Here is a 23,386-nt window from a genome sequence, read left to right on the forward strand (position 1 = left end):
GCGGGATGACCGGGACGACGCGACTGGCGCCTGCAGTGGCGGTGGAGCATCTCGCCGCACTGGGTGCCCCCCGTGATCCGCAAAACTATCGTGTGGACGGTTTGGAGCCGCAAGTCGCTCTCGCCCCAGAGACGGCGGAGGCGGTCGCGGAGGCTCTCGCCGTCTGTGCCGCGGCAGGACTGGTTGTCATTCCCTGGGGCGGCGGTCGGCAGATGGGGTTGGGGAACCTCCCGGAGCGGTACGATGTCGCCCTCGATCTGCGGTCGCTGAGCGCGATCACCCATTACGAGCCAGACGACCTGACGATCGCTGTCCAAGCGGGGCGGAGCATCGCCGGCTTGAGCAGCGAACTGGCGGCTCATGGTCAGATGCTGCCGATCGAGGCGGCTGATCCGGAGCGTGTCACCATCGGTGGCCTGGTCGCTACCGGGATCGGTTGCCCGCGGCGCTTCGGGCACGGAAGCTTGCGCGATCTGATCATCGGCATCACCGTGGCGTTGCCGGACGGGACACTGGCGCGCGGTGGCGGTCTCGTCGTCAAGAACGTCTCGGGTTATGACATGATGCGCCTCCACTTCGGTGCGCTCGGTTCGCTCGGGGTGATCATCCAGACCAACTTCAAGGTGCTTCCGGCCCCGGAAGCGCAGCGGACGTTGCTTCTCTCCTTCCGGGAATCGGATCAGGCGGCAGCGGCCGCCTCGACCCTGCGCACCTCGCAGCTCGCGCCGACTGCGCTCGTCGTGCTCGCGCCGCCAGTAGCCCAGCGACTCGCCGATCTGGAGCGCTGGGTGTTGGCCGCACGCTGCGAGGGACCGGAGGGAGCGGTCGAGCGTCAAGTCGAGCGCCTGCATGCGAGCGCCGGGATGGCGAGTGGCGGGTCGGCCGTGCTCGATGACCGCAAGACGCTGGCCTTCTGGTCGTCGTTGCAGGGGGAACTGGAGGCGACACCGTCTGAACGCGATCTTCGGGTGCGGATCGGTGAGTTGCCGTCTCGGCTCGGCGAACTCGCAGCACGCCTCGAGCGCCGTTATGGCAGCGCGCTGCGCAGCCTCGTCCTCGACAGCGGGAGCGGATTGGCCTACGCGACGGTCAGTGGAGAGCCGAGCGAGCTGCGCGCTTGCTGGGGTGAACTGCGCGAGTTGGGCCGACATGCGACGCTCCTGGGTGCGCCGATCGAGGTCAAGGCCGGGGAGGACGTCTTCGGACGCCATCCGGAGGGAATCCCGGTGATGCGCCGACTCAAAGAGGCTTTCGACCCCGAGCGCATCCTCAACCGCGGGCGGTTCATCGCCCATCTCTGAGCATGGAGCGAGGAGGCATCGATGACAACGACATCGGCACCAGCGCGTCAGCGTGGTTTCAGCGGTCGGGATGCGCCATCGTACGACGCGATCCGGAAGTGTGTCCACTGTGGTTTCTGTCTGCCGTCGTGCCCGACCTACCGGATCACCTGGCGGGAGCGCTCCTCACCACGCGGCCGGATTTGGCTCATGAAGTCGGTGGCCGAAGGACGACTGGATCTTCTCGATCCAGTGTTCGCTGAGGAAATGCAGCTTTGCCTCAATTGTCGAGCCTGCGAGGCCGTGTGCCCGAGCGGCGTGCATTACGGCGAGATCCTGGAAGCATCGCGTGCCCAACTCGTGCAGCATCGCCAGCAGTCATGGCGCGAGCGACTGTTCCGGCTGGTCGGTTTCCGCATTCTCCTGGGTGACATGCGTCGCTTCCGGGCGGCGAACGCACTCCTGCGATGGTACCAGCGCAGCCCTCTCCGGTCATTCGTTCGTCGCAGCGGTGTCCTGCGGCTGCTCGGTTTGGAGCATGCCGAGGCATTGCTACCGACGATCGCGGATCGCTTCGTCGTTGCTGATGGGCGTTTCGTACCGGCCCGAGGGGAGCGACGTGGTCGGGTGGCGCTCTTCACCGGTTGCGTGATGAGCACGGCGTATGCGCACGTGCACGAGGCGACGATCCGCGTCTTGACCCGCAACGGCTTCGATGTCGTGCTCGTCTCTGGACAGCAATGTTGCGGTGCGCTGCACGTGCACAGCGGCGAGCCGGAGTTGGGTCGTCGGCTGGCGCGACAGAACATCGAGGCGCTGGAGTCACCGTACCTCGATGCGATCATCGTCAATGCCGCTGGTTGCGGCGCGATGCTGAAAGAGTACCCGGCGCTGTTGCGGCAGGATCATGACTATGCCGAGCGAGCTCGCCAGCTGGCTGAAAAGGTCCGCGACGTACTCGAGTTCCTCGTCGAATGCGGCCTCACGGCCCAACCGGGACCCTTGCCGTGGACCGTGACGTACCAGGAACCCTGCCATCTCGCGCACGCGCAGCGGATCACTCAACAACCGCGTGTCCTGCTGCGCGCCATTCCCCAGCTGCGACTCGTCGAGATGGCCGAATCGGCGCTCTGCTGCGGTTCGGCCGGCATCTATAACCTCTTGCAACCGGACATGGCGTCGGCCCTCTTGGCGCGCAAGCTGGACAACGCGTTGGCCACCGGCGCGGACGTCATCGTCTCGGCCAATCCCGGGTGTATGCTCCAGCTGGAGGCCGGGCTCCGGGCGCGCGGTGTGCGCCTCCCCGTCCTCCATGTCGTGGAAGTGCTGGATCGGGCCTACGCGTCGGCAGAAGGCAGGCCGGCTGAGATTCTGGCAGCGGTCGCCGACTGATCGCTCGCGCAGCTCTGGTGCCATCGTAAGGAGCGCTCTGTGGTGCGCCGCGGACTCGGACGCTGGCTCCTCTTCGTCTGGCTCGCTCTCACGTTCTCTGTGTCGCCGGCTCACGCGCAAGAAGGGAACGGGGTCATCAGTGGCCGGGTGCAGAACGGGACGGCCGGTGGTGGACCGGTCAGTAGCCTCACCGTGACCCTGCGCCACTTCGCTGGGATGCAATTGGCCGAGGAGCGACAAACGCAGACTGGCCCCGACGGATCGTTCCGCTTCGATGGATTGTCGACTAGCCCGCAGGACGCCTACCTGGTCGTCGCTCGCTATACGGGGGTGGACTACGTCAGCGGCTTGGTGCAACTCGACCAGCGACCGGAGCAGACGGTCGAGCTCACGGTCTATGAAACGACCACGGATCCCAGCGCGGTGCGGATCGCCTCGCGTTCGCTCGTCATCGCTGGTGCGTCACCCGAGCTGCGGGCAGTCGACATCATGGACATCCTCATCGTCGAGAACGGGGGTGACCGCACGTATCTCGGGGATCGATCCGGTGTCGTCCTTCGCATACCGTTGCCCCGAGGGGCGCAGGAGATCAGTCCGCAACCAGGATTCGATTACGGCCAGCCACGACTCGAGGACGGTGTGCTCCTGACGACCGGTCCGCTTCCACCTGGCTCGCAAACGGTCGTCCTGAGCTATACCGTCCCCTACGAAGGAACGCGGGCGGCGCTCTCCATCGGAACTGCCATGCCGACCGGTACGCTCCGTGTCCTGGTGCGCGACGGGACGTACCGACTCAGCTCGCGCAGCTTGATCGCCACGGGCACGGTCGAAGTGAGCGGCGTGACCTATCGCGTCTTAGCGGTCGATGCGCCAGTCGTCGGCGATACCCACGTCGTCCAGGTTACTGGTTTGCCGCGGACCGGCTTGCTCTTCGATCTGATCACCGGACCGATCATCGCGCTGGTGGTCGGTCTCGCTGGACTCATCGCGGCAGCGGTGTTGACCGTGATCGTTCTTCGCCGACGCCGCGTGGGGACAGAAACGAGTCACGCGGCCACCGACGAGCGGCTACAACTTGCTGCTGAACTCAATCGGTTGGACGAGGCGCGGGCAGCGGGCGAACTCGACGAGACGGCGTACCAGGAGCAGCGATCAGCGGTCCTGGCGCGCTTACGGCAGCTCGTCGCCCGCGAGCAGGGTGTCGAGAGGAGCAGCTGACTGTGAAACGATCGGTCCGTGCGGAGGATCTTGCGCTTCTCCAACTGGCGAGCGATGCGCAGATCGCACCGGATGCGAGCGCTGTCGCCTATGTGGTGACGACGATGGATCTGGAAGCGGATCGGTATCGCTCGGCGATCTGGCTCGCACCGGCCGATGGCTCACCACCGCGTCGCTTCACGAGCGGAACGCATCGCGACACGATGCCTCGCTGGTCACCGAGTGGTGAGGACCTGGCTTTCCTGTCCGATCGCACTGGTAGTGATCAGTTGTGGGTGATTCCCCGAAATGGTGGAGAAGCGCGGCAACTGACGAACTTCGCGGAGCCGGTGACTGGCTTTGCCTGGTCACCGGATGGGCAGCGCATCGCTGTCGTGACGCGTGCGCAACAGGCAGAGGGTAAGGTCGATCCGGAAACCGACGTCGTCCGCTTGACGCGACTCCGCTACCGCTTCGATGGCCAGCGAGGTTTTCTCCACGAGCGACGGAGCCATATCTGGGTCGTCGACGTGCGAACGGGAACGGTGGAACGCGTGACCGATGGTGACTGGGACGACGACTGGCCAGCCTGGTCACCGGATGGCTCGCAGCTCGTCTTCACGTCCAATCGCACGGAAGAGCGCGAGTGGAACGCAGCGAGCGAACTCTGGCTGCTGCGCTTCGATGCGGCGGGCCGACCGGCCGAGCTCTCCTGTGTCACCGGCGGACCATCGGCAGCGCTCGGGCGTCCGAGTTGGTCGCCGGATGGGCGACTCATCGCAGCTGTCGGTCACTTCGAGGCCTGGGCAGGCTCGGCGCGGCACAAGCGACTGTGGGTGATGACGCCGGACGGGAACGAGCGCCGGAACCTCTCCGCTGACTTCGACGCGACCCTCGAGGATAGCTTGCTCACCGACGCGTTCGGTCCGTCGAAGCCGGGACTGATCTGGTCACCGGATGGTCGCTGGATCTTCGCCCAGGTGAGCGAGCAGGGGGCGGTCCGACTCTACCGGTTTCCGGTCAGCGGCGGTACCCCGGAGTGCATCATCGGTGGCGCGCGGCGCGTGCTCGACTTCAGCCTGAGCGCTGACGGGCGCTGGATCGCGGCTGTCATCGCGGACCCGATCGAGCCAGGGGCGGTGTGGCTGCTGGCAGCCGACGGGAGCGCGAGTCGGTGCTTGGCCGATCCCAATGCGGACTGGAAAGAGCAGGTCGAGATCCTCGGCCCGGAGGAGATTTGGGTGCCGAGCCCGGTCGACGGGCATCCCATCCATGCGTGGGTTCTCCGGCCCGCGAACGCTGGCCGTGAGCGGGTGCCACTCGTGTTGTCGATCCATGGCGGGCCGCACGGAATGTACGGCTGGGCCTATTGTCACGAGTTCCAGGTTCTCGCAGCGGAAGGGTACGGAGTCGTCTACGCGAACCCGCGCGGGAGTCAAGGTTACGGAGAGACGTTTCTGGCCTGCACGCGCGGAGCCTGGGGCGAGGCCGATATGCCCGACCTCATGGCGGTCGTCGATGCGGTTCTCGCCCAAGGGTGGGCGGATCCGGAGCGTCTCGGCGTCTGCGGCGGCTCGTACGGCGGGTACATGACGAACTGGATCATCGGCCATACCGACCGTTTCCGCGCGGCGGTCTCCATGCGCTGCGTGTCCGAACTCGCGAGCATGTACGGGACGAGCGATATCGGCGTCTATTTCAGCGAGTGGGAAATCGGTGCGACCCCGTGGGACGATCCGGAGCGGTACCGCCGCCTTTCTCCGCTCACGTACGCACCGCATATCCGCACGCCGCTTCTGCTCCTGCACGCAGAGGAAGACTGGCGCTGCCCGATCGCGCAAGCCGAGCAGCTCTTCACCTGGCTGCGCCGCTTGGGGCGCACGGTCGAACTCGTCCGCTTCCCGGGTGAAGGTCACAACCTGACCCGGAGCGGCCGGCCACGTCACCGGCTCGAGCACCTCGCGCACGAGTTGCGCTGGTTCCGGACGTATCTCTAGAGCGCTTCAGCGCGGTTCCGAACTGCGGCTCTCGACGCGGTCGATGATCTCCCGGCCGCGCTCGATGACGGCTTTGGCGAGTTGGTCTGGGAGGCATTGCAAGTCGACCCAACGTGCCAAGAGACTGGCCGGGTCATGACGGGAGGATCGTCCGAGTTCGACGCGGGGACGCGCGACGCGTTCGGTCTGCACCGTGATACCAGCGACGTGTGCGGCTCCCAAGTCACTGAGCCAGCGCCGTACCTCCAGGGGACGAATGGCTGCCGCGTGTTCCGGCGTGGTGGTGATGAGGAGTCGGACGATCGCGTCCGGGATCAGCGTTGCCTGCCGCTCGAGCGCGCGGCGAATCTCGTCCATCGGTGCGTCGGTCAGAATGTCGAGACGGAACGTGCGCATCGGACGGGTCCGGAGCGGCCGGAACTCCCAGCTGACGTCACGCGGGTATGGTCCAGCGGCGATCCGGACCGCGACGTAGCCTTTGTCCTCGCGCTCTTCTCCAAAATCGATCCGCTCGACGCTGCCGGCATACACCACCGGTGGTCGCTCGTGGAGCACTTGATGCGAGTGGAGATGGCCGAGCGCGACGTAATCGATGGGGGCGCTGGTCAGACCGAGCTCGTCCAGCCCGAAGAGCGGGTCGTTCCCGAGGATCACGCTGCGTTCGCTCCCGAAGCGTCCGCCTTCCAGCGAGAGGTGGCCGAGGAAAACTGCTGGGGTCGCTGGGTCGAGCGCAGCGAGCAGGGGAGCCAGCGCAGTCGCGATGACTTCCTTGTAGCGACGCTCCAGCTCCGGTGCGCCGGCCTCGCGAAGCGCGTCGTCGGCCAGCAGGAGGCGGGGTGGTATCCAGGGGAGCGCGATGACCTGGAGTAGGCCGCTCGGAGTCTCGATGGTGAATCGCTCCGGCCGGTTGGCGACGATGACGCCGGGCAGACGCAGTGCGGCGTAGATATCGATCGGTGTCGAACGCATCACGCTGCGCGGCCGGTCATGGTTCCCAACGAGGAGCACGATCGGGATTCCCGCTGCGAGGAGACGCTGGATGCGCTCGGCGAAGCGACGCTGAAGGGTCGGACTCGGTTCGGCGTGCTTGAACGCGTCGCCGGCGAAAAGGACGGCGTCGAACCGCTCCTCGATCGCTGCGTCGATGATCTGATCGAAGGCGTCGAGGAAGTCCTGGATGCGGGAGCTATGACCGAGATCTGGACGGAACTGCCCGTGCGTCTCGACGCCCAGATGCAGGTCTGCGAAGTGGATCAGGCGAAGCATCGTTTCTGCCTTCGCGTCACTGGCCGAGGAGCAGCCGCAGATGGCGCTCGTCGTCCGTCGTCTTTCCCCGTCCGCGCACCAGCGCGAGGATCTCATCGCGTCGGTATTGTCGCGTGCGGATAGCGACCGGCATGCGCACCGCGTGTCCGACGATGACGCATTCCTGGCGTGGGCTGAGATTGGCGAGGAGGCTGCGGAGGCCGGAACGATCGGCGACGCCGGTCAAGACAGCCTCGATGTCGTGCTGGTCGCTGAGCGGCCCGATCACCTTGGTGCCCAGCTGGGAGAGTATCTCGCGATCGATGCTGGAGGGCCGCTGATCGACGATGAGCAAGGTGACACGGTACTTGCGCATTTCCCGCGCGATGGTACCGAAGATCGACTGCCGAGCGGCTTCGGGAGTGAGGAACTTGTGCGCTTCTTCGAGGACGATGACCAGTGGTCGCAGGTTACTCTGCCCACCCGCTTGTTGTGCCCCGAGGACATCTTCGGTATAGCGATCGTGAATCCGGCGGGTGAGCAGATTGGCGACCAGCATATAGTCGAGGAACGAGTCCCAGCGACCGAACTGCACGATGATATGGGTACCCCGCTGCAGCTTGCCGATGATTTCGTCGATCGCGGACGTGTCGAGTGTCTCGCGGATATAGGGCCGATTGGCCAGGCGTCCCAGTTTGGCCCGCAAGGCATTGACCGAGGCTTCGGCGACACCAGTGCTCGCGCAGAACTCTTTGACTGCGTCGGCATCGAATTCCAGTGTCTGGCGGATCCACTGAGCCCCGTAGCGCGCCCGCAGGTGATGCGCCACCGTGGCGAAGGTCGGGTTGAGATTGAGCTCCTCGGCCAAGAGTTCGATGTCTTCCGGTTCGATTTGATCGAGTCCGATTTGGATGGTGCGGGCACTCGCACTCCGCTCCGTCCGATCGTCGAGCGTGTAGACCTGGACTCGCGAGGGCCCGAAAAGTTCGAGCAAGCCGATCAGTTCAGGCTGATCAGTCGGGGCGTGAGCATATTCGTTGTGCATGTCGAAGAGCAAGACCGAGACCTGGTCGGCCAGGACGAGACCGACGAGGAGCAGGCGAGTCAGAACGCTCTTCCCGCTCCCGCTCTGCCCGAAGACGCCGTTGGAGCGCTTGACCAGCTCGGCTAAGTCGATCGGGACCGGGATCTCCATCGCTGGTGGTGTGCCGAGCGCGAAATGCGTGCTGTCCTCGTGCCCGAACACGAGCGCGAAATCGTCCGCCGTGGCCTGACGCAACCGTGCGAAGTGGGGCGGAATGCTGCGTGCGGGTTGTGGCTGGTCGTTTTCCGGTTCGAGAACGAGCGAGGGACGAATCTCGGCGGTGGCATAGGCGTGTGTCCCGCGCACGATGCGACTGAGGAAGGGGGAGCGGATCGGTGGATCAGCCAGCAAGGCGGCGTCGGTGGTGTCGAGCGAGAGATCGGTGATCATTCCGAAGTAGCGGCGCTCGATCCCCTCGAGGACGACGAAACTACCGACGCGTAGGTGCTCGACGGCAGCCGGGTCGAGGAGCCGGACACGAAGTCCTTGGCTGAATCGGCCGTCGGTCACGACACCGAGGAACGCGTTGTCGCCGACTCGGTCGGTGACGTGGGCGTTGTGCTGGCCGTCGAGGCTCATGATCCTCGTCCGTTCGCGTTCTGACGCGCTCGCACCCCGGATTGTACCATGGAAAAGAACTCGATCGGTGGAGACGAGCAGGATGCTGGATAACGAATGGGAAACGTTAGCTGAACTTCTCAAAGCACCAGTCGATCCGAGTCGACGCGTCCTGGCTGGACCCGTCGGCCGCCTGCAGGCACTGCATTGGATCACCCGCGCGGCGACGAGCAGTCTCGACCTCGACGAGATGCTCTCGACCGTCACGCGGGTTTTGCGCGAGACGATGCGCGTCGATTCCTGCGGTGTTTTCCTCTATGACGAGTCCTCCGGTACCTTGACCTTGCGGGCGGTCGATGGCGTGGCACCGGACCGTCCTGGCGGGTTCACGCTGCCACTCGGAGTCGGCATCACCGGCCAAGCGGCGCTCACGCGCCGGCTGCAGATCGCCTTCGATGCGCCGCGTCATCCGGCCTATGTCGATTATCCGCACGTGGACGATCGACCGTTCGCCAGTCAGGTTTCCGTCCCGCTCATCGCCCGCCAGCCAGGACGTTTGCTCGGCGTTCTCAACGTGCTGACGCTGGAACCGCGCGAGTTCTGGCCCGAGGAGATCGATTTCCTGGAAACGGCTGCTGGAGAGATCGCCATCGCGATCGAGAACGCGCTGCTGTACCAGGAGACGGATGCCGAACTGCGCCGTCGGATCGCGCAACTCGAGCTCTTGCAGCAGCTGTGGCGCGCAGTCGCTTCCACCCTCGATCTCGATGAGCTCTTGGGGACGATCGCGGATCGCGCGCTCGAGTTGTCGGGCGCTCGCGGGGTGGCGATCTTCCGACAATCGCGTGCCTCGGGTGGCGAACTGGAACTCTTGCGGGCTGCGCCGGTGGAACTGGCGGTCCGGCTCGCCGGGGGCTTGGAAACGGCCTTTCGTCAGGTCGTCGAGGAGGTGCTGGAGAGCGGCGCAGCGGTCTGGCGCGACCCGCTCGCCGAGCATCTCGCCATCTATGCGCTGCCCATGATCACCGGGCGACGGGCGGTCGGCGCACTGTGCCTGGTCTACTCCGCGGGAAGGCCGATGCCGACCCAAACCGGATTGCTCCATGCCTTCACCGATACGGCAGCCATCGCGATCGAGAATGCGGAGCTCTACGAGGAAGCGCGGCGTGGGCTGACGCGCGCGTCGGCGCTTCTGCGTGAGCTGCATCATCGCGTGCGCAACAACCTGCAGACGGTAGCGGCGCTGCTCTCGCTCCAAGCGCGTCGTGCCGGGCCGGAGGCGCGTGCCGTGCTCCAGGATGCGGTGAGCCGGATCCGGAGCTTGACAGTCGTGCACGATCTCCTGAGTGGCCGCGAGCTGCCGGAAGTTTCCCTCACCGAACTCGCCCGTATCGTCGTGACCCAAGCCGTCCATTCGTTGTACGGGGACGAACTGGCTGTCGAGTGGACTGTCGAGGGGGAGGAGGTTACGGTCTCCTCGCGCCAGACCACCGTGCTGGCGCTGCTCTTGAACGAGTTCGTGACGAATGCGGTCCGGCACGGCTTCGCGGGTGGTCCCGGACATCTGGTCGTCCGCGTTCGGCGCGAGGGTGATCGCGCGCTCCTCGAGGTCGAGGACGATGGGCGAGGCCTGCCAGCCGATTTGGATCCGCTGCGGGGACGAGGGCTCGGGTTGCAAATCGCCCGGACGCTGGTGGAAGTCGATCTCCGCGGTGATCTGGAGCTCGGAACCGGTGCATGCGGTGGGACCGTGGTGCGCGTGCGCTTCGTCCCGGAAGGGCGGGTTGCCGCCGCGCCACCGGTGAGTTGACGGCACTGCATCCGCTGCGGATACTCCAGCCGAGTCGAGCGACGCGGTGGAAACGGGAAGGGTACGATGGGGAACGCGGGATTTACCGGATACTGGGCAGTGATCCTGGGCGCATCCAGTGGATTCGGTGCAGCGACTGCCCGAGAGCTCGCCCGGGCGGGAATGCACATCTGCGGCGTGCATCTGGATCGCCGGGCGACTTTGCCGATGGCAGAGGCAGTCAAGGCCGACGTCGAGGCTGCAGGAGTCGAGGCTCTGTTCGTCAATGCCAATGCGGCCGATGCGGAAACCCGGCAACAGGTCGCTTCGGCGCTTCGGGAGCGCGGCGCACGGGTGCGCGTGCTGATGCATTCGCTCGCCTTCGGTACGCTGCGGCCATACATCGACGATGATGCCGCGCAAGAAGTGACACAGAAGCAATTGGAAATGACGCTCGATGTGATGGCGAACAGCTTAGTGTACTGGACACAGGATCTGTTCCATGCCGGTCTCTTCGCGCCGGATGCTCGTATCTATGCCATGACCAGCGAGGGCTCGACGCGCGTCTGGCGCGGGTACGGTCCGGTCTCCGCTGCCAAGGCGGCGCTCGAGGCCCATGTCCGCCAGCTCGCCGTCGAACTCGCCCGCTACGGGATCGCGGTGAATGCTATCCAGGCCGGCGTGACACCTACCCCGGCACAGGCCAAGATTCCAGGTGCGGAGGAGATGTTGCGCGAAGCCGAGCGGCGCAACCCGAGCGGGCGACTCACGAGCCCGGAGGATGTCGCGCGAGCGATCCGCGCGCTCAGCGCACCGGGGCTCGGCTGGATCACTGGCAATGTGATCCGGGTGGATGGCGGCGAGGCGCTCGTTCCCTAGCCCGACAGGACGTCATTGCTCGGTGGGCCCTTCGTAGATGATATGTTCGAGCAAGTGGAGCGTCGCTTCGACGTCTGCGAGATCGACCGCCTCGAAGGGAGCATGCGTGTGGCGAGCCCCGACCGCGACCAGCGCGGTCGGGATTCCCTGGCGGATGAGGGCGGCGCCGTCGCTCCCGTAGCGATCGAAGACGACGTGCTGGACCGGTATCCCATTGCGATCGGCAAGGTCGGCGAGCCGCCAAAGCAAACGCTGGTCGTAATGGGTGGCCGCATCCTTGTGCACGAGTTGTGGCCCGCCACCGAGTGTCGCTGGCATCCACTGCTCGCCGATAGTCGGCAGGTCGCCGACGAGCCCGACATCGAGCGCGATAGCCCAGTCGACGTCCAGGTCCACTCGGAGCGAGCTGGCTCCGATGAGTCCGTTTTCTTCCTGCACAGTAGCGGCGAGGTAGAGCGCGCACTCGAGCTGCTGCGCGTCGATCTGGCGAACGAGTAGGGTCAAAAGGACGAGTCCCACCCGGTCATCGATCGCTTTCCCATAGAGGCGCGATCCGAGGCGACGAGTCGGCGGGTTCCAGATGACACTCGAACCGACCGTGATGCCGCGCTCCAGTACCTCCTGCTTCGAGTTGGCACCGATGTCGACCAGCAAGTCAGCGAAGGTCACCGGCTTGCTCCGTCGCTCTTCCGGCACCACATGACCAGTGGCCAGGACGAACATCCCCTCGACCGCCACATCGCGACCGAGGACGAGCGCTGGTTGACCGACTGGGAACCGTTCCTGTGGCTCCCCACGGACCTGCCCGGTCGTCAGCCACAACAAGCCGGACGAATCGATCGACCGAACGACGAAGCTCAACTCGTCGGCATGCGCGGTGAGCAGGAGCCGAGGACCAGCACCACCGACGTAGGCGAGCAGGTTGCCGATTCGACTGCGCCAGAGTCGCTTGACGTGCGGAGCCCAAGCACGTTCCAGCCACGCGAGAACCGGTTCCTCCCGACCAGTAGGCCCGGGAAGTGCCATCAGTTCCGTCAGTATCTCGGCGATTCGCTCGCGCATCCTTCTGCCCCTCGCTCACTCGATCGGTACTCTGGCGCCAGGATACCGTAGAGTCGAGGCGGAGCGGAAATCTCGCCAGGTAGCCTTCGCGGCGCTGGCGAGGTGCCAGCAACCACGAGAGTCGGGTGACGGCACTCGGTTTCCGGTCAGCGACTTGCCTGAACAGCGGTCTGGTGTGACACTCCGCTTGGGAAAGCGGCTGCTGGTGGTGGAGGCATGGGACGGGAAGCCACCCGATCTAGCCGATCGCTGATCGTGCGTCGCAGTCGTCTCCGCAGCCTGCTCATCGCGATGCTGGCTCTGGCCTTCTGCGTGGCAGCAGTCTGGTTCGCTTGGCAGACCGGATCCTGGCTGGAACGCCTCTTTGCGGTCTCGATGGCCATCTTTCTCGGTCTCGTGGCAGGCGTTTCGACGTTGATCGCGTTGGATCGAACTCCTGTCCTCGAAATCGACGAAGAGGGGTTGACCGATCGGGGGTCGCCAGTTCGCGCCGGACGGGTGCCGTGGCAGAGCGTGCGCCGAGTCGAAGCGAAGTCCGTGGGTAACCGGCGCTACCTTGTCGTCCAGGTGTATCGGCCACAGCGCTTCCTCGCGGATCTGGATCCCGAGCGTCGGCGAGCAGCGGAGGAACTCATCCAGCAGCATGGCACTCCGCTCGTGATTCCTTGGGAAGCACTCGATCAATCGCTCGACACTGTCGTCGAGCAGGCAGAGGCGCTTCGACAGTCCGCTGCTACCTGAAGAGAAGCATGGTGACGGTCGGCCGGTTTGGACTCGTCCGTTCTTTTCCGCGAGCGATCAGCAAATCGCGGTGCGTAACTCTCTTGCTGCATGACCAATTCCTCTCGTTTACCGTCTGTTTACGTCGTCTTTTTACGATCGAGGGGAGCCAGTGGTCGCGGTTGCCTCCGCTGAGGCGTGAGGTTGAGTCGCGGTCGACTGTGGCCGGATCGGCGGATTGCCAGTAAGCCGTGGTACCATCGATACGTTCCGCGGGAGAGGTGATCCCGGCGAAAGGAAGCAAGTCATGGAGACCGTCTTGAAAACCATCAGCACGACGAAAGAACAGGAGCGAACTCCGATCGTCGAGGCGACGAATGTCGTGAAGATCTACGACACGGGACGTGTGAAGGTCCCGGCACTGCGCGGGGTCTCATTGACTGTGTATCGGGGCGAGATGGTCGCGATCATGGGGCCGTCCGGAAGCGGAAAGACGACACTGCTCAACTGTCTTTCCGGCCTGGACACGATCGACGAGGGGACGATTCTGATCGCGGGGAAGGAGCTCGCTCGGCTACCGGACGATGTCCGGTCGGAGTTCCGGGCCCGTCATATGGGTTTCGTTTTCCAACTCTTCAATCTCATTCCGGTCTTGAGTGCTTTGGAGAACGTCGAACTTCCTGCGCTTCTGGCGGGCATGCGGCCGAGCGAGGCACGACGGCGCGCCTGGACGGTGCTCGAGCAAGTGGGCTTGGCTGTCCGAGCTGGGCATAAGCCGGCTGAACTCTCCGGTGGCCAGCAGCAACGAGTCGCGATCGCTCGTGCTCTGGTCAACCAGCCGGACATCATCTGGGCCGACGAACCGACCGGCAACTTGGACACGGAAACGGCTGACGAGGTCATGGCGCTACTGCGCCGGTTGAATCGCGAGAATGGCCAGACCTTCGTCATCGTGACCCACGATCCGCGGATCGGCTCGATGTGTGACCGCGTGATCCAGATGCGCGATGGGTTGATCATCGACGATGGGTTCGCTGCCTTCCAGGCGGCTGCTGGCGGGGAGTGAGCGGCGATGAACGAGATTTTCGGGGTGTCCCTCGCACTCGTCCTGCGCGTCCTGCTCGTCGCCTTCGGTGCGATCGTCGCGGTCACCATTGCCCTCTGGATCTGGCGCCCCGTTCTGGGCCGGATGGCGCTGCGCAACATCCCGCGTCGGCCGGTCCAGACGGTATTGATCGTCATCGGTCTGATGCTCAGTACCCTCATCTTTTCCGCATCGCTGACCACCGGTACGACCTTGCAGAGCAGCATTACTGGGCAAGTGCTGCGGCTTGCGGGTCCGGCAGACGAGCTCGTCGTGCAGGCGAGCGGTGATGCCGGCTTCGCTGGACCGCAGCCTGGGGTGTATCTTTCGAACGAATTGGTCGACCGGTTGGATGCGCTGCAAGCGAGCGAGCCACGTCTGCGTGCCGTGATCCCTGCACTTTGGCAGCCGGTGGCGGTGATCGATCTGCGAACGAAGCAGAGCGAGCCAGCGTTGAACCTGATCGGCGTGCCACCGGATCGACTGGCCCAGGTCGGCGGATTGACCGATCGGGACGGTCGCGCGATCGAGTTCGGAAACTTGGGGGATGACGGGGTGGTCCTCGGGCAGGAGGCGGCCAAGCGCTTGGATGCCGCGGTCGGGGATCGCTTGCAGGTCTTCATCGAGGGGCGGCCTGTCGAGCTGCGCGTCGCAGCGATCGCACCTGACAGTTTCTTCACCGGGACGCTCAATGTCGGCGACGCTGGGGGACTCACGGTCTCGCTCGCCCGGGCGCAGGAGCTCCTCGGCGTGCGCGATGGGATCAGTTTCGTGGCGTTGAACAACCGTGCTGGCCTCGCCGATAGCCAGGCGGTGACCGATGCCGTCAATGCGGCTCTGGAGGGGACACCGTACCGAGCTGTCGCCGTCAAGCAGCGAGCTGTCGAGCAAGCGGAGCAAGCTAGCGAGACCTTCACGAATCTGTTCCTGTTGTCGGGCCTCTTTTCAGTGGCGGCGGGTATCTTGCTGATTTTCCTCATTTTCGCGCTGCTCGCGGCCGAGCGGAAGACCGAGATGGGGACGATGCGGGCGCTGGGGATGAAGCGCTGGCACTTGGTCGCCCTCTTCGCGCTCGAAGGCATGGGTTACAACCTCGTGGCGGCGGCGGTGGGTGCGGTTGCCGGTGTTGCGGTCGCGTTCACGATCGCTGGCTTCATGGGTCAGCTGGTCGGCGAGTTTTTCACCATCGAGCCCTCCTGGCGACCGCGCGATCTCGCGCTCGCGTATCTCTTGGGCGTCGTGGTGACGTTCGTGACCGTGGTCATCGCTGCCTGGCGAGTGAGCCGTCTCAATATCGTGACCGCGATTCGCGATTTGCCCGAACCGCAACTGCCACGGGCCAGCCGGCGCTGGCTCGTCGCTGGTCTGGCTGGCCTGCTGCTCGGTGGGGGGCTCACCTGGTTCGGGCTGCGTGAAGAGAGTCTCGCGTGGTTCGCGCTCGGCTTCTCGCTCCTGCCGCTCAGTGCGGCAGCGGTCTTGCGCCGGTTTGGAGTACCTGCCCGGCCGCTCTACAGTGTGGCCTCACTCGTCGTCCTGGCCTATTGGCTGTTGCCGGATCGTTGGCACGAGCGCCTATTCGGGCCGATGAGCGGTGGCTTCGAAATGTTTGTCCTCTCCGGTCTCATGATGGTCGCGGCGCTGACCGTGTTCCTGGTGTGGAACATCGAGGTCGCCGTCGGTCTCGTCGGCAGGCTCGGGCGAGCCTTCCGCCGCTGGTTGCCGGCTGTCCGCATCGCCATCGCCTATCCGATGGCTTCGCGCGGGCGGACCGGGCTGACCGTGGCGATGTTCAGCCTCATCCTCTTCGCGCTCGTCGTCATGTCGACCATCTATGCCAATGTCGTGGCCCTTTTCGCCGGTCCGCTGGCGAGTGCCGGTTGGGATGTGGAGGTCACGGTCGTCGGTGGTCGACGGATACCGGATCTCGAGGGGGCGCTGAAGGAAGGTGGGGTGGACGTTTCGGCGATCGTCGCCTCGGGGAGCGCCACGAGTGTGCCCTGGACGAGAGCCAGCGTGCGCGTCGCCGGCGCCGAGAAGGAGTGGGCACGGTACCCAGTTCGTGGGATCGATGACGATTTTGCCCGTTCGGTCGAGGCGCCGCTGCAACTGCGCAGCCCCGACTATGCGACGGACCGGGAGGCGTGGGAGGCCGTCGCGCGTGACCCGTCTCTCGCCATTGTCGATGCGAACGTGCTCCAGCAGCGTGGTGGTGACCCAGCGAACCTCTATCTTCCGGAGTTGCGGGATGGCTTCCGGCCACTCGAACTAGAGGTTCGCGACAATACGAGTGCGCAGTCCGGTACGGTGCGCGTGATCGGCGTGATCGACGGCCGTGTTTCCTCGTTACAGGGAGTCTTTGTCGCCGAGCAGGCGGTCAGCGCAATCTTCGGGCGCCCGACGACCGTCGACTATTACTTGCGGCTGGCCGACGCCACGGATGCGCGGGCGTTCGCGCGCACAGTGGAAGCAGCTTTGCTTCCATACGGCGCTCAGGCAGAAGCGATCGCTGATCTGATCGGTCGGGCGACGGGCATCATTCGCGGATTCATCCGCATCATCCAGGGGTTCATGGCGCTCGGGCTGGTCGTTGGGATCGCCGCATTGGGTGTCGTCTCTTATCGAGCCGTGATCGAGCGACGCCATCAGATCGGTGCGTTGCGGGCGATCGGTTACCGGCGTGCGATGGTTGCGCTCGGGTTTCTCCTCGAATCGGCGCTGGTGACCAGCGCGGGAATCGCCGGCGGAACCGCTTTGGGCGTCTTGTTGGCGCGCAACGTGGTGACGGGAGAGGAGGATCTGGCGGGTAGGTTCGAACAGTTCTCGCTGGTCATCCCGTGGGGGCAGCTCGCGCTCTTCGCTGGTCTCGCGCTCGGTATCGCTTTGCTCATGGCGTACGCCCCGGCCCGTCAGGCTTCGCGCGTGTCGATCGCCGAAGCGCTCCGGTACGAGTGAGGAAAACGGGTGCTGGTTCGGCTCGTTCTGGTCGCCGTGGTGCTCCTGGGGCTGGCCGCCGGTGCACAGAGCGTTGCTGCTCAAGATTCGGTGCGCCAAGTACCGACCGAAACGGTCAGCGCACGAGTGGTGCGCGTGCTCGAGGAAGGTGTCACCCAGGTCGGACCGGTGACTCAGCCGTACCAGCGTCTATTGGTGGAGTTGACGAGTGGACCGGACAAAGGACGGGCAGTCGAGGTCTCCATCGGGGTGCGCGACCTCAACACGGCGGGCCAGCGCTTCGTGCCAGGTGACCGGATTTTCCTGTCGGTGTCGACCGGGCCGGACGGCAGGCAGGCTTATACATTACTCGATCGCGATCGCACGACACCGCTCGCTGTTCTCGCCGTTCTCTTCGCGGGAGCGATCGTCGCGCTGGGACGTTGGAAGGGGCTTCGAGCACTCGTTGGTCTCGCCTTCACGTTCGTGATGCTAGTCTGGGTGCTGATTCCGCTCATCCTGCGGGGGTACCCACCGGTCGCGGTCGCGATCGTCATTTCCTTTGTCGTCTTTGCCGTAACGCTGGTGGTGACGCATGGCGTCGGCCGCATGGCACTGGCAGCATTGGCCGGGACCAGCCTGAGTCTGATCCTCACTGGTGTGCTGGCGGCACTCTTCGTTGCGGCAGCCGGGTTGACCGGCTTAGCCGATGAGGAGGCGAGTTTTCTCCAAGTGGTGCTCGGGGACCGCGCGATGAATCCGCGCGGCCTCCTGCTGGCCGGTATGCTGGTGGGTGCTCTCGGGGTACTCGACGACATCACCGTTTCGCAGAGTTCACTCGTGTTCGAGCTGCGGCGAGCGAATCCCTGGTTAAATGGCTGGGAACTCTTCGCCGCCGGGGTGCGGGTCGGGCGCGATCACATCGCTGCAACGGTCAATACGCTCGTCCTCGCCTACGCGGGCGCCGCTTTGCCGCTCCTCCTCCTGTTCAGTCAACTCGACGAACCGCTCCTCTGGGTTCTCAACCGGGAGATCATCGCGCAGGAAGTGGTGCAAACGCTGGTCGGCAGTCTCGGGCTCATCGCGGCGGTCCCGCTCACGACCGGTTTCGCTGCCTGGCTCGCGGTGCGGACGCCGGTCGAGGCGCTCACCGAGCTGGATCACGGGCATGCGCACCATCATTGAGAGAGAAGCGATGGGCGAGCGAGAACGGGTGATCGTCGTCACCACCCGCCTCCTCACGCCGATCGGGCACCTCGACGTGTACGGTTGGGAACGCGGATTGGTAGCGGTGGTCCTGCCAGGTCAGGACCATGCGCGAGTCCGGGCGCGGCTTGCCGCACGCCTGTCAGGAGATCGAGCGCAGGCTATCCGATTCGTTGCGGATGCGGCCGCCCTGAGAGCGGTGCGCGAGCAGCTCGAGGAATACTTCGCTGGGACGCGGCGGGACTTCGCACTCGAGTTGGACCCGCTCGGAACGCCTTTCCAGCTCCATATCTGGCGACTCGTGACGACGATCCCGTACGGGACGACCGTGACCTACTCCGCGCTCGCTCAGCGACTCGGGTGCCCGCGTGCTGTGCGGGCAGTCGGTGCAGCGGTGGCGGCGAATCCCTTGCCCATCGTGATTCCCTGTCACCGCGTCGTCGGACGGGACGGCAGGCTGACCGGATTTGCCGGTGGCCTGCACTGCAAGGCCTGGCTTCTCGAACACGAACGCTTGCATGCCTGAGCGGATCTCACCAGCCGCGCTCCAGGCGCTGGAAGGCGCGGTGTGCTCGACGGGCGAGGCGTTGGCGCTCGACCCGCTCGGGATTCCGGAAGAACCAAACCAAGACCAGCCCGGCGACGAACCCGCCGATGTGCGCCCAGTAGGCGACGCCACCGGTCGGTGCGGTCGGGACACCGAGCGAGGCGATGCCGGCAAAGAACTGGAAAACGAACCAGAGACCGATGAGGATAAGCGCGGGTAGATAGAAGAAGATGGGAATGAAGCCGAAAAAGGTGACGGTACGAATGAGGCCGCCAGGATAGAGGACGAGATAAGCCCCCATGACAGCGGAGATGGCGCCCGAGGCACCGATCATCGGAATCCGCGAGGCTGGGTCCAGCAACGTTTGGGCCCAGGCGGCTGCGATGCCGCCGAGGAGATAGAAGACCAGGTACCGGAAATGTCCCATCGAGTCCTCGACGTTGTCACCGAAGATGTAGAGGTACCACATGTTCCCGATCAAATGAGCAAATCCTCCGTGTAAGAACATCGAAGTGAAAATGGTGAGATAGATAGGAAAGCCGACAGTCGGTGGAAGATCAACTCCACGCGTAAGTTCGTAAGGGATGGCGCCGTACTTGAAGACGAAGTTCTCTAGTGCGACGGGCGATCGGACGAGCAAGAGGAGCTGGTAGAAAAAGACGAGGACATTGACCGCGATCAAGATGGTATTGACGATGGGGAAGCTCTGCCTTCCGCTGTTGTCGTCACCGATTGGAAACACGGTCTCCTGGCCTCCATTCGCAACGTCGAAGTGGGGAGACCGGGTGATCTGTTCCCCGGGCTCCCTGGTCACTCCCCTTGGCGGGTTTCCTCTTGCGCTTGCTCGGCGAGCAAACGCCGGAACTCGTGAACTTCGCGCTCGTACCCCTGGTACTGGAACGTCACGCGTGACTGATTGTTGGCATCGCCACGGATGTCGAGCTCGACGAACCCGTGGATATCCTCGAAACGCATGTACCCAGCCATGTCCCGCACCAAAGGAATACCGAGCTGTTCGGTGAAATACTCGCGGGCGCGGCGCGCGACTTCGTCGGGGTGCAATCGAAACGGATGAGTTTCCGCCATCTCGCTCCCTCCCTCCAATCGAGTCTCATGCACGACGATACCCGTTCGGGTCTCGGGCTGGCAAGCATCAGCGAAACTCGGATGCTGGAGGACGGGAAGGACGACGCGAGAGTCGTGAGCGATGAGGCACTGTCCTCACCGTTCTTTGGTGCGGTGCGGGGCATGGCGTGACCGTCTCGGGATGGCGGTGACGCCTCGGGCGGCGAGGAGAGAGCTGCTGGAGCGAGCCCGCTGAACAGCCGTCGCTCGATGTCGGCCGCGCGGTGAGCCCGGCGTGGAGAGACGAACTCGCCTCACCGTATATGCGTGTCGGCGAGTGCCTCCAGGGTTCGAAGCACCGCCGCCGTGTCAGCGAGATCAGGCAGCACTGCATCGGCCTGGCAGGCCGCCAGCTCCGTCACGCCGAAGCGGCCGGTCGCGACGGCGAGAATCCGCACCCCACTCGCCTGGGCCGCAGCGATGTCGCGTGGCGTGTCGCCGACGAGGATCGTTTGCTCGGGAGGGATGACCAGCCCATACCGCTCGCGCACCGTGGCGCGCGCGAGTTCGACGAGCTGATGCCGCTCGTCGGCTTGGTCGCCATAGGCGCCGAAAGGGAGGTACTCAGCCAATCCGGCAGCAGTCAGTTTGGCACGAGCCACCAGTTCGACGTTGCCGGTCAGGACACCGGTGACATGCCCAGAAGCGGCGAGTTGGCGGAGAAGCGGTCGCACGCCAGGCAGCACCCAACCCATGCGCTCGCCGGGACGGAGACGAGTGGCGTAGAGCGCACCGGTCCGTTCCATGATCTTGGGGAGGAGTTCGGAAATGGTCGTTTCGTCCAAACCGTGCCGGAGCAAGGCCAAGCGTGCGATCTGCCGGTCCAGCATACCGGCCAGCGGAATGCCGTCGAGTAGGACGGGTTCACCCACGATCTGGTGCAGCGCTTCGCGCATGGCTTGGGCGTGGAGCGGATCCCCGGCGCGCAACAGCGTGCCGTCGATATCGAAGAGGACGAGCAGCGGCATCACCGGCTCCTGGCCCGGGGTGCGCAGAAACGTGTGACGATTTCGAAGAGCGCACGAGTGGCAAAGCCGAGCGTCGAGACGGAAATGCGCTCGTCGTGGGCATGCGCCAGCTCGAACTCCTCTGGATGATCCCGCATCGGCATGAAGCCGTACACCGTGATCCCGGGCAAGCACTTGGCATCGGTTCCCCCGGGGATCAAGTAGGGAACAACCCGCGCACCCGGATCCAGCTCGGCCATCGTCTCAGCGATCGTGCGGAAGAGGGGGGAATCAGGATCTGCCTCCAGTCCTCGACCGCGCGTCGTCAATTCGACCGCGACGTACGGGCCCACGAGTCGCTGGACTTCGGCGGCGAAGGCTTCCGGTTCTTGGCCAGGCAGGATCCGTCCATCGACTTCGACCACGACCTCGGAGGGAATGACATTGATGCGGTGACCACCGCGCACGATCGTCGGGACAGCGGTATTGCGGGTCATCGCGTAGAGAAGACGGCGCTCTCCCGAGCCGATGGGTAAGGCTGCCAGCCGTTCCCACGTCGGATCCGCGAGTGCTGACTCGATCTGCTGACGGACCGAGCCGCCCAAGGCGCGACCGATCTCGTGCAGAAAGCGGGTGACGGTTGGCGTGAGGACCGTCGGGAAGGTATGCGTGGAGAGGGTGAGAATCGCTCGGGCGGCATGCTGCATCGCCGTGTCGGGGATCGGCATGGAAGCGTGTCCCGGCTGACCGCGTGCGGTCAGGCGCAAGCGTGCTGCGCCCTTCTCGCCGGTCTGGCAGAGATAGAAGCGCTGGCCACCGAGGGTCAGCGCCATACCGCCCCCTTCGTTGATCGCAAACTCAGCGTCGATGAGGTCGCGCCGATGCTCCCACATCCAGCATGCCCCGTACTGACCACCGGCTTCCTCGTCGGCGAAGACAGCAAAGACGAGGTCACGCTCCAGCGGGAGCTCCAGGCGCTGAATCAGCAGCATCACGCCCAGTTCGCAGGCCACCAGTCCCTTGGTGTCGACGGCACCTCTTCCCCAGACCTTCCCGTCGACCAGTTCCCCACTGAACGGATCGCGCGTCCACTTGTCGCGCTCCACGCTGACGACGTCGCTGTGAGCCATGAGCAGGAGCGGACGACCGCGCCCCCGACCGCGGAGACGAGCGACCAGGTTGCCTCTGCCGGGTGCACTTTCGACGACCTCGGCGGCTATCCCCTCGCGCCTGAGCACCCCCGCGAGATACTCGGCGAGCGGGGTCTCGTTGCCGGGCGGATTGACCGTCTCGAAGCGGATCAACGCCTGCAAGTGGCGAGCGACTTCGTCCTGAACCGCATTCCAATCGATTCCCCAGTCGGTCACGGTTTCCCTCCTTGTCCACTGATCACCGCAACCGCGGTCAGTACGAGGAGTCCACCCACGAGCTGTACCGGAGACAGCTGCTCGCCGAGCACGATCATCGCGACGAAGACCGAGGCGACCGGTTCCAACGTACCCAGAATAGCCGCTGGGGTTGGTCCCAAGCGAAGGGTACCGATCAGGAAAAGCTGAACGGGCAGCACGGTGGCGAGTAGCACGATGCCGAGCACCGGAGGTAGTGCCGAACGGTCGATGAGGAGCGGAGCACGCTCGATGGAGAGGAGCGCCAATGCGACGACTGCTGTCGCCGAAAAGGTGCAGGCCGTCGCCAAGACTGGCGATGCGTCGCGGAAACCGCGGTGACCAAAGACGATGTACGCGGCGTAGAGTGATGCCGAAGCGAGCATGAAAAGCGAACCGGTCAAGTCGATGGCGTGCCAGCGCCAGCCGAGCGTGAGCGCGATGCCTCCGAAGCCAGCCAGGAGAGCGGCGAGCTGGCGCCGCGTGGGCATCTCTCGCCAACCGACGAGCCGCAGAGCGAGAACCACGAGCGGATAGGTGTAGAACAGGATCGCTGCCGTCGCGACCGAGACACGTTCCAGGGCGATGAGGTACAGGGTCGTGTTGCCCACGAAACAGGCGACGGCTCCTGCCGTCGCCAAACGCCGACGGACGCTCCAGGGCTGACGCCCGACGAGTTGCCCTCGACGCCAACGTTCGGGCGGGAGTGCCATGATCACGAGCAGTGCAGCGATCCCGAATCGCCAGGCGATCAGCGTCGGGACGGGCACGCCAGCACTGTAGGCCAGCTTCGTGAGGGTGGCTAGCGTGCCGAAACCGAGGGCGGAGAGTACGACGGCTCCAGCACCGAGCGGGTCGATGCCGACGAGCCATCTTCGCTCGACACGGGTGCGCCAACCGGCCGTCACCGCCACACCCCTTGGGTCATTGTCTCCCAGCTTTCGCCTCGACACAACCA

Annotated in this window: 19 protein-coding genes; 11 read left to right on the forward strand and 8 right to left on the reverse strand. The window is 64.9% G+C overall.

Annotated features, from left to right (window positions below; genetic code table 11):
• Positions 1-5: 5 nt before the first annotated feature.
• The 4 genes from ACWIVK_RS02215 to ACWIVK_RS02230 are packed head-to-tail and all read left to right on the forward strand — an operon-like array spanning position 6 to position 5,866.
• A complete protein-coding gene (locus ACWIVK_RS02215; protein WP_448574901.1) occupies positions 6-1,301 on the forward strand; it encodes an FAD-binding oxidoreductase in 1,296 nt (431 codons plus the stop codon).
• A 21-nt stretch (positions 1,302-1,322) separates the two neighbouring features.
• Positions 1,323-2,672 (forward strand): (Fe-S)-binding protein, encoded by a 1,350-nt coding sequence (locus tag ACWIVK_RS02220; protein WP_448574902.1) that lies wholly within the window; start codon positions 1,323-1,325, stop codon positions 2,670-2,672.
• Between the two features lie 39 nt (positions 2,673-2,711).
• The gene (locus ACWIVK_RS02225; RefSeq protein WP_448574903.1) at positions 2,712-3,890 is read left to right on the forward strand and encodes a hypothetical protein; all 1,179 of its coding nucleotides are present in this window, start codon (positions 2,712-2,714) and stop codon (positions 3,888-3,890) included.
• A gap of 2 nt (positions 3,891-3,892) precedes the next feature.
• Positions 3,893-5,866: a prolyl oligopeptidase family serine peptidase gene (locus ACWIVK_RS02230; protein ID WP_448574904.1), complete on the forward strand. Its 1,974-nt coding sequence runs from the start codon at positions 3,893-3,895 to the stop codon at positions 5,864-5,866.
• A 6-nt stretch (positions 5,867-5,872) separates the two neighbouring features.
• On the opposite strand, the gene ACWIVK_RS02235 is transcribed toward ACWIVK_RS02230, so the two are convergent.
• Together ACWIVK_RS02235 and ACWIVK_RS02240 are read right to left on the reverse strand one after the other, a co-directional pair.
• Positions 5,873-7,132, reverse strand: coding sequence for a metallophosphoesterase family protein (locus ACWIVK_RS02235; RefSeq protein WP_448574905.1), 1,260 nt, complete (start codon positions 7,130-7,132; stop codon positions 5,873-5,875).
• A gap of 16 nt (positions 7,133-7,148) precedes the next feature.
• Complete coding sequence (locus ACWIVK_RS02240) at positions 7,149-8,774, reverse strand: ATP-binding protein (RefSeq protein WP_448574906.1); 1,626 nt, start codon at positions 8,772-8,774, stop codon at positions 7,149-7,151.
• An 82-nt stretch (positions 8,775-8,856) separates the two neighbouring features.
• On the opposite strand from ACWIVK_RS02240, the gene ACWIVK_RS02245 reads away from it, so the two are divergent.
• A complete protein-coding gene (locus ACWIVK_RS02245) occupies positions 8,857-10,563 on the forward strand; it encodes a sensor histidine kinase (protein WP_448574907.1) in 1,707 nt (568 codons plus the stop codon).
• 66 nt (positions 10,564-10,629) lie between these two features.
• Positions 10,630-11,421 (forward strand): enoyl-ACP reductase FabI, encoded by a 792-nt coding sequence (locus ACWIVK_RS02250; protein ID WP_448574908.1) that lies wholly within the window; start codon positions 10,630-10,632, stop codon positions 11,419-11,421.
• Between the two features lie 12 nt (positions 11,422-11,433).
• Here ACWIVK_RS02250 and ACWIVK_RS02255 read toward each other — a convergent pair whose 3' ends face one another.
• A complete protein-coding gene (locus tag ACWIVK_RS02255) occupies positions 11,434-12,483 on the reverse strand; it encodes a M42 family metallopeptidase (protein ID WP_448574909.1) in 1,050 nt (349 codons plus the stop codon).
• 255 nt (positions 12,484-12,738) lie between these two features.
• Between ACWIVK_RS02255 and ACWIVK_RS02260 the strand changes: the two genes are divergently transcribed.
• From ACWIVK_RS02260 to ACWIVK_RS02280, 5 genes are all read left to right on the forward strand, one after another.
• Positions 12,739-13,224, forward strand: coding sequence for an STM3941 family protein (locus tag ACWIVK_RS02260; RefSeq protein ID WP_448574910.1), 486 nt, complete (start codon positions 12,739-12,741; stop codon positions 13,222-13,224).
• A gap of 286 nt (positions 13,225-13,510) precedes the next feature.
• Positions 13,511-14,269, forward strand: coding sequence for an ABC transporter ATP-binding protein (locus ACWIVK_RS02265; RefSeq protein WP_448574911.1), 759 nt, complete (start codon positions 13,511-13,513; stop codon positions 14,267-14,269).
• Between the two features lie 6 nt (positions 14,270-14,275).
• Positions 14,276-17,239, forward strand: a complete 2,964-nt coding sequence (locus ACWIVK_RS02270) for an ABC transporter permease (protein WP_448574912.1) — start codon at positions 14,276-14,278, stop codon at positions 17,237-17,239.
• Between the two features lie 9 nt (positions 17,240-17,248).
• Positions 17,249-18,403, forward strand: a complete 1,155-nt coding sequence (locus tag ACWIVK_RS02275; RefSeq protein WP_448574913.1) for a YibE/F family protein — start codon at positions 17,249-17,251, stop codon at positions 18,401-18,403.
• Positions 18,387-18,950: a methylated-DNA--[protein]-cysteine S-methyltransferase gene (locus ACWIVK_RS02280; protein ID WP_448574915.1), complete on the forward strand. Its 564-nt coding sequence runs from the start codon at positions 18,387-18,389 to the stop codon at positions 18,948-18,950. The genes ACWIVK_RS02275 and ACWIVK_RS02280 overlap by 17 nt, the downstream gene beginning before the upstream one ends.
• Before the next feature lie 7 nt (positions 18,951-18,957).
• On the opposite strand, the gene ACWIVK_RS02285 is transcribed toward ACWIVK_RS02280, so the two are convergent.
• From ACWIVK_RS02285 to ACWIVK_RS02305, 5 genes are all read right to left on the reverse strand, one after another.
• Positions 18,958-19,713 carry a rhomboid family intramembrane serine protease gene (locus ACWIVK_RS02285; RefSeq protein WP_448574917.1) on the reverse strand — a complete coding sequence of 252 codons (756 nt, stop codon included), beginning with the start codon at positions 19,711-19,713 and terminating at the stop codon, positions 18,958-18,960.
• Positions 19,714-19,781: 68 nt separating this feature from the next.
• Entirely contained in the window at positions 19,782-20,057 is a 276-nt protein-coding gene (locus ACWIVK_RS02290) for a hypothetical protein (RefSeq protein WP_448574918.1), read from the reverse strand.
• Between the two features lie 293 nt (positions 20,058-20,350).
• Positions 20,351-21,064, reverse strand: a complete 714-nt coding sequence (locus ACWIVK_RS02295; protein ID WP_448574919.1) for an HAD family hydrolase — start codon at positions 21,062-21,064, stop codon at positions 20,351-20,353.
• On the reverse strand, positions 21,064-22,410 hold the full coding sequence (locus ACWIVK_RS02300) for a M20/M25/M40 family metallo-hydrolase (protein WP_448574920.1): 1,347 nt from the start codon (positions 22,408-22,410) through the stop codon (positions 21,064-21,066). The genes ACWIVK_RS02295 and ACWIVK_RS02300 overlap by 1 nt, the downstream gene beginning before the upstream one ends.
• Entirely contained in the window at positions 22,407-23,336 is a 930-nt protein-coding gene (locus ACWIVK_RS02305) for an EamA family transporter (protein WP_448574921.1), read from the reverse strand. The genes ACWIVK_RS02300 and ACWIVK_RS02305 overlap by 4 nt, the downstream gene beginning before the upstream one ends.
• Positions 23,337-23,386: the final 50 nt, after the last annotated feature.

The organism is Thermomicrobium sp., from assembly GCF_053493975.1.

Excerpts from the sequence above, each read along its gene's own strand:
- ACWIVK_RS02235 (WP_448574905.1), bottom strand. The coding sequence starts at position 7,132 with ATGCTTCGCCTGATCCACTTCGCAGACCTGCATCTGGGCGTCGAGACG.
- ACWIVK_RS02295 (WP_448574919.1), bottom strand. The coding sequence starts at position 21,064 with ATGCCGCTGCTCGTCCTCTTCGATATCGACGGCACGCTGTTGCGCGCC.
- ACWIVK_RS02250 (WP_448574908.1), top strand. The coding sequence starts at position 10,630 with ATGGGGAACGCGGGATTTACCGGATACTGGGCAGTGATCCTGGGCGCA.
- ACWIVK_RS02290 (WP_448574918.1), bottom strand. The coding sequence starts at position 20,057 with ATGGCGGAAACTCATCCGTTTCGATTGCACCCCGACGAAGTCGCGCGC.
- ACWIVK_RS02265 (WP_448574911.1), top strand. The coding sequence starts at position 13,511 with ATGGAGACCGTCTTGAAAACCATCAGCACGACGAAAGAACAGGAGCGA.
- ACWIVK_RS02240 (WP_448574906.1), bottom strand. The coding sequence starts at position 8,774 with ATGAGCCTCGACGGCCAGCACAACGCCCACGTCACCGACCGAGTCGGC.
- ACWIVK_RS02280 (WP_448574915.1), top strand. The coding sequence starts at position 18,387 with ATGCGCACCATCATTGAGAGAGAAGCGATGGGCGAGCGAGAACGGGTG.
- ACWIVK_RS02255 (WP_448574909.1), bottom strand. The coding sequence starts at position 12,483 with ATGCGCGAGCGAATCGCCGAGATACTGACGGAACTGATGGCACTTCCC.
- ACWIVK_RS02215 (WP_448574901.1), top strand. The coding sequence starts at position 6 with ATGACCGGGACGACGCGACTGGCGCCTGCAGTGGCGGTGGAGCATCTC.
- ACWIVK_RS02270 (WP_448574912.1), top strand. The coding sequence starts at position 14,276 with ATGAACGAGATTTTCGGGGTGTCCCTCGCACTCGTCCTGCGCGTCCTG.
- ACWIVK_RS02245 (WP_448574907.1), top strand. The coding sequence starts at position 8,857 with ATGCTGGATAACGAATGGGAAACGTTAGCTGAACTTCTCAAAGCACCA.
- ACWIVK_RS02220 (WP_448574902.1), top strand. The coding sequence starts at position 1,323 with ATGACAACGACATCGGCACCAGCGCGTCAGCGTGGTTTCAGCGGTCGG.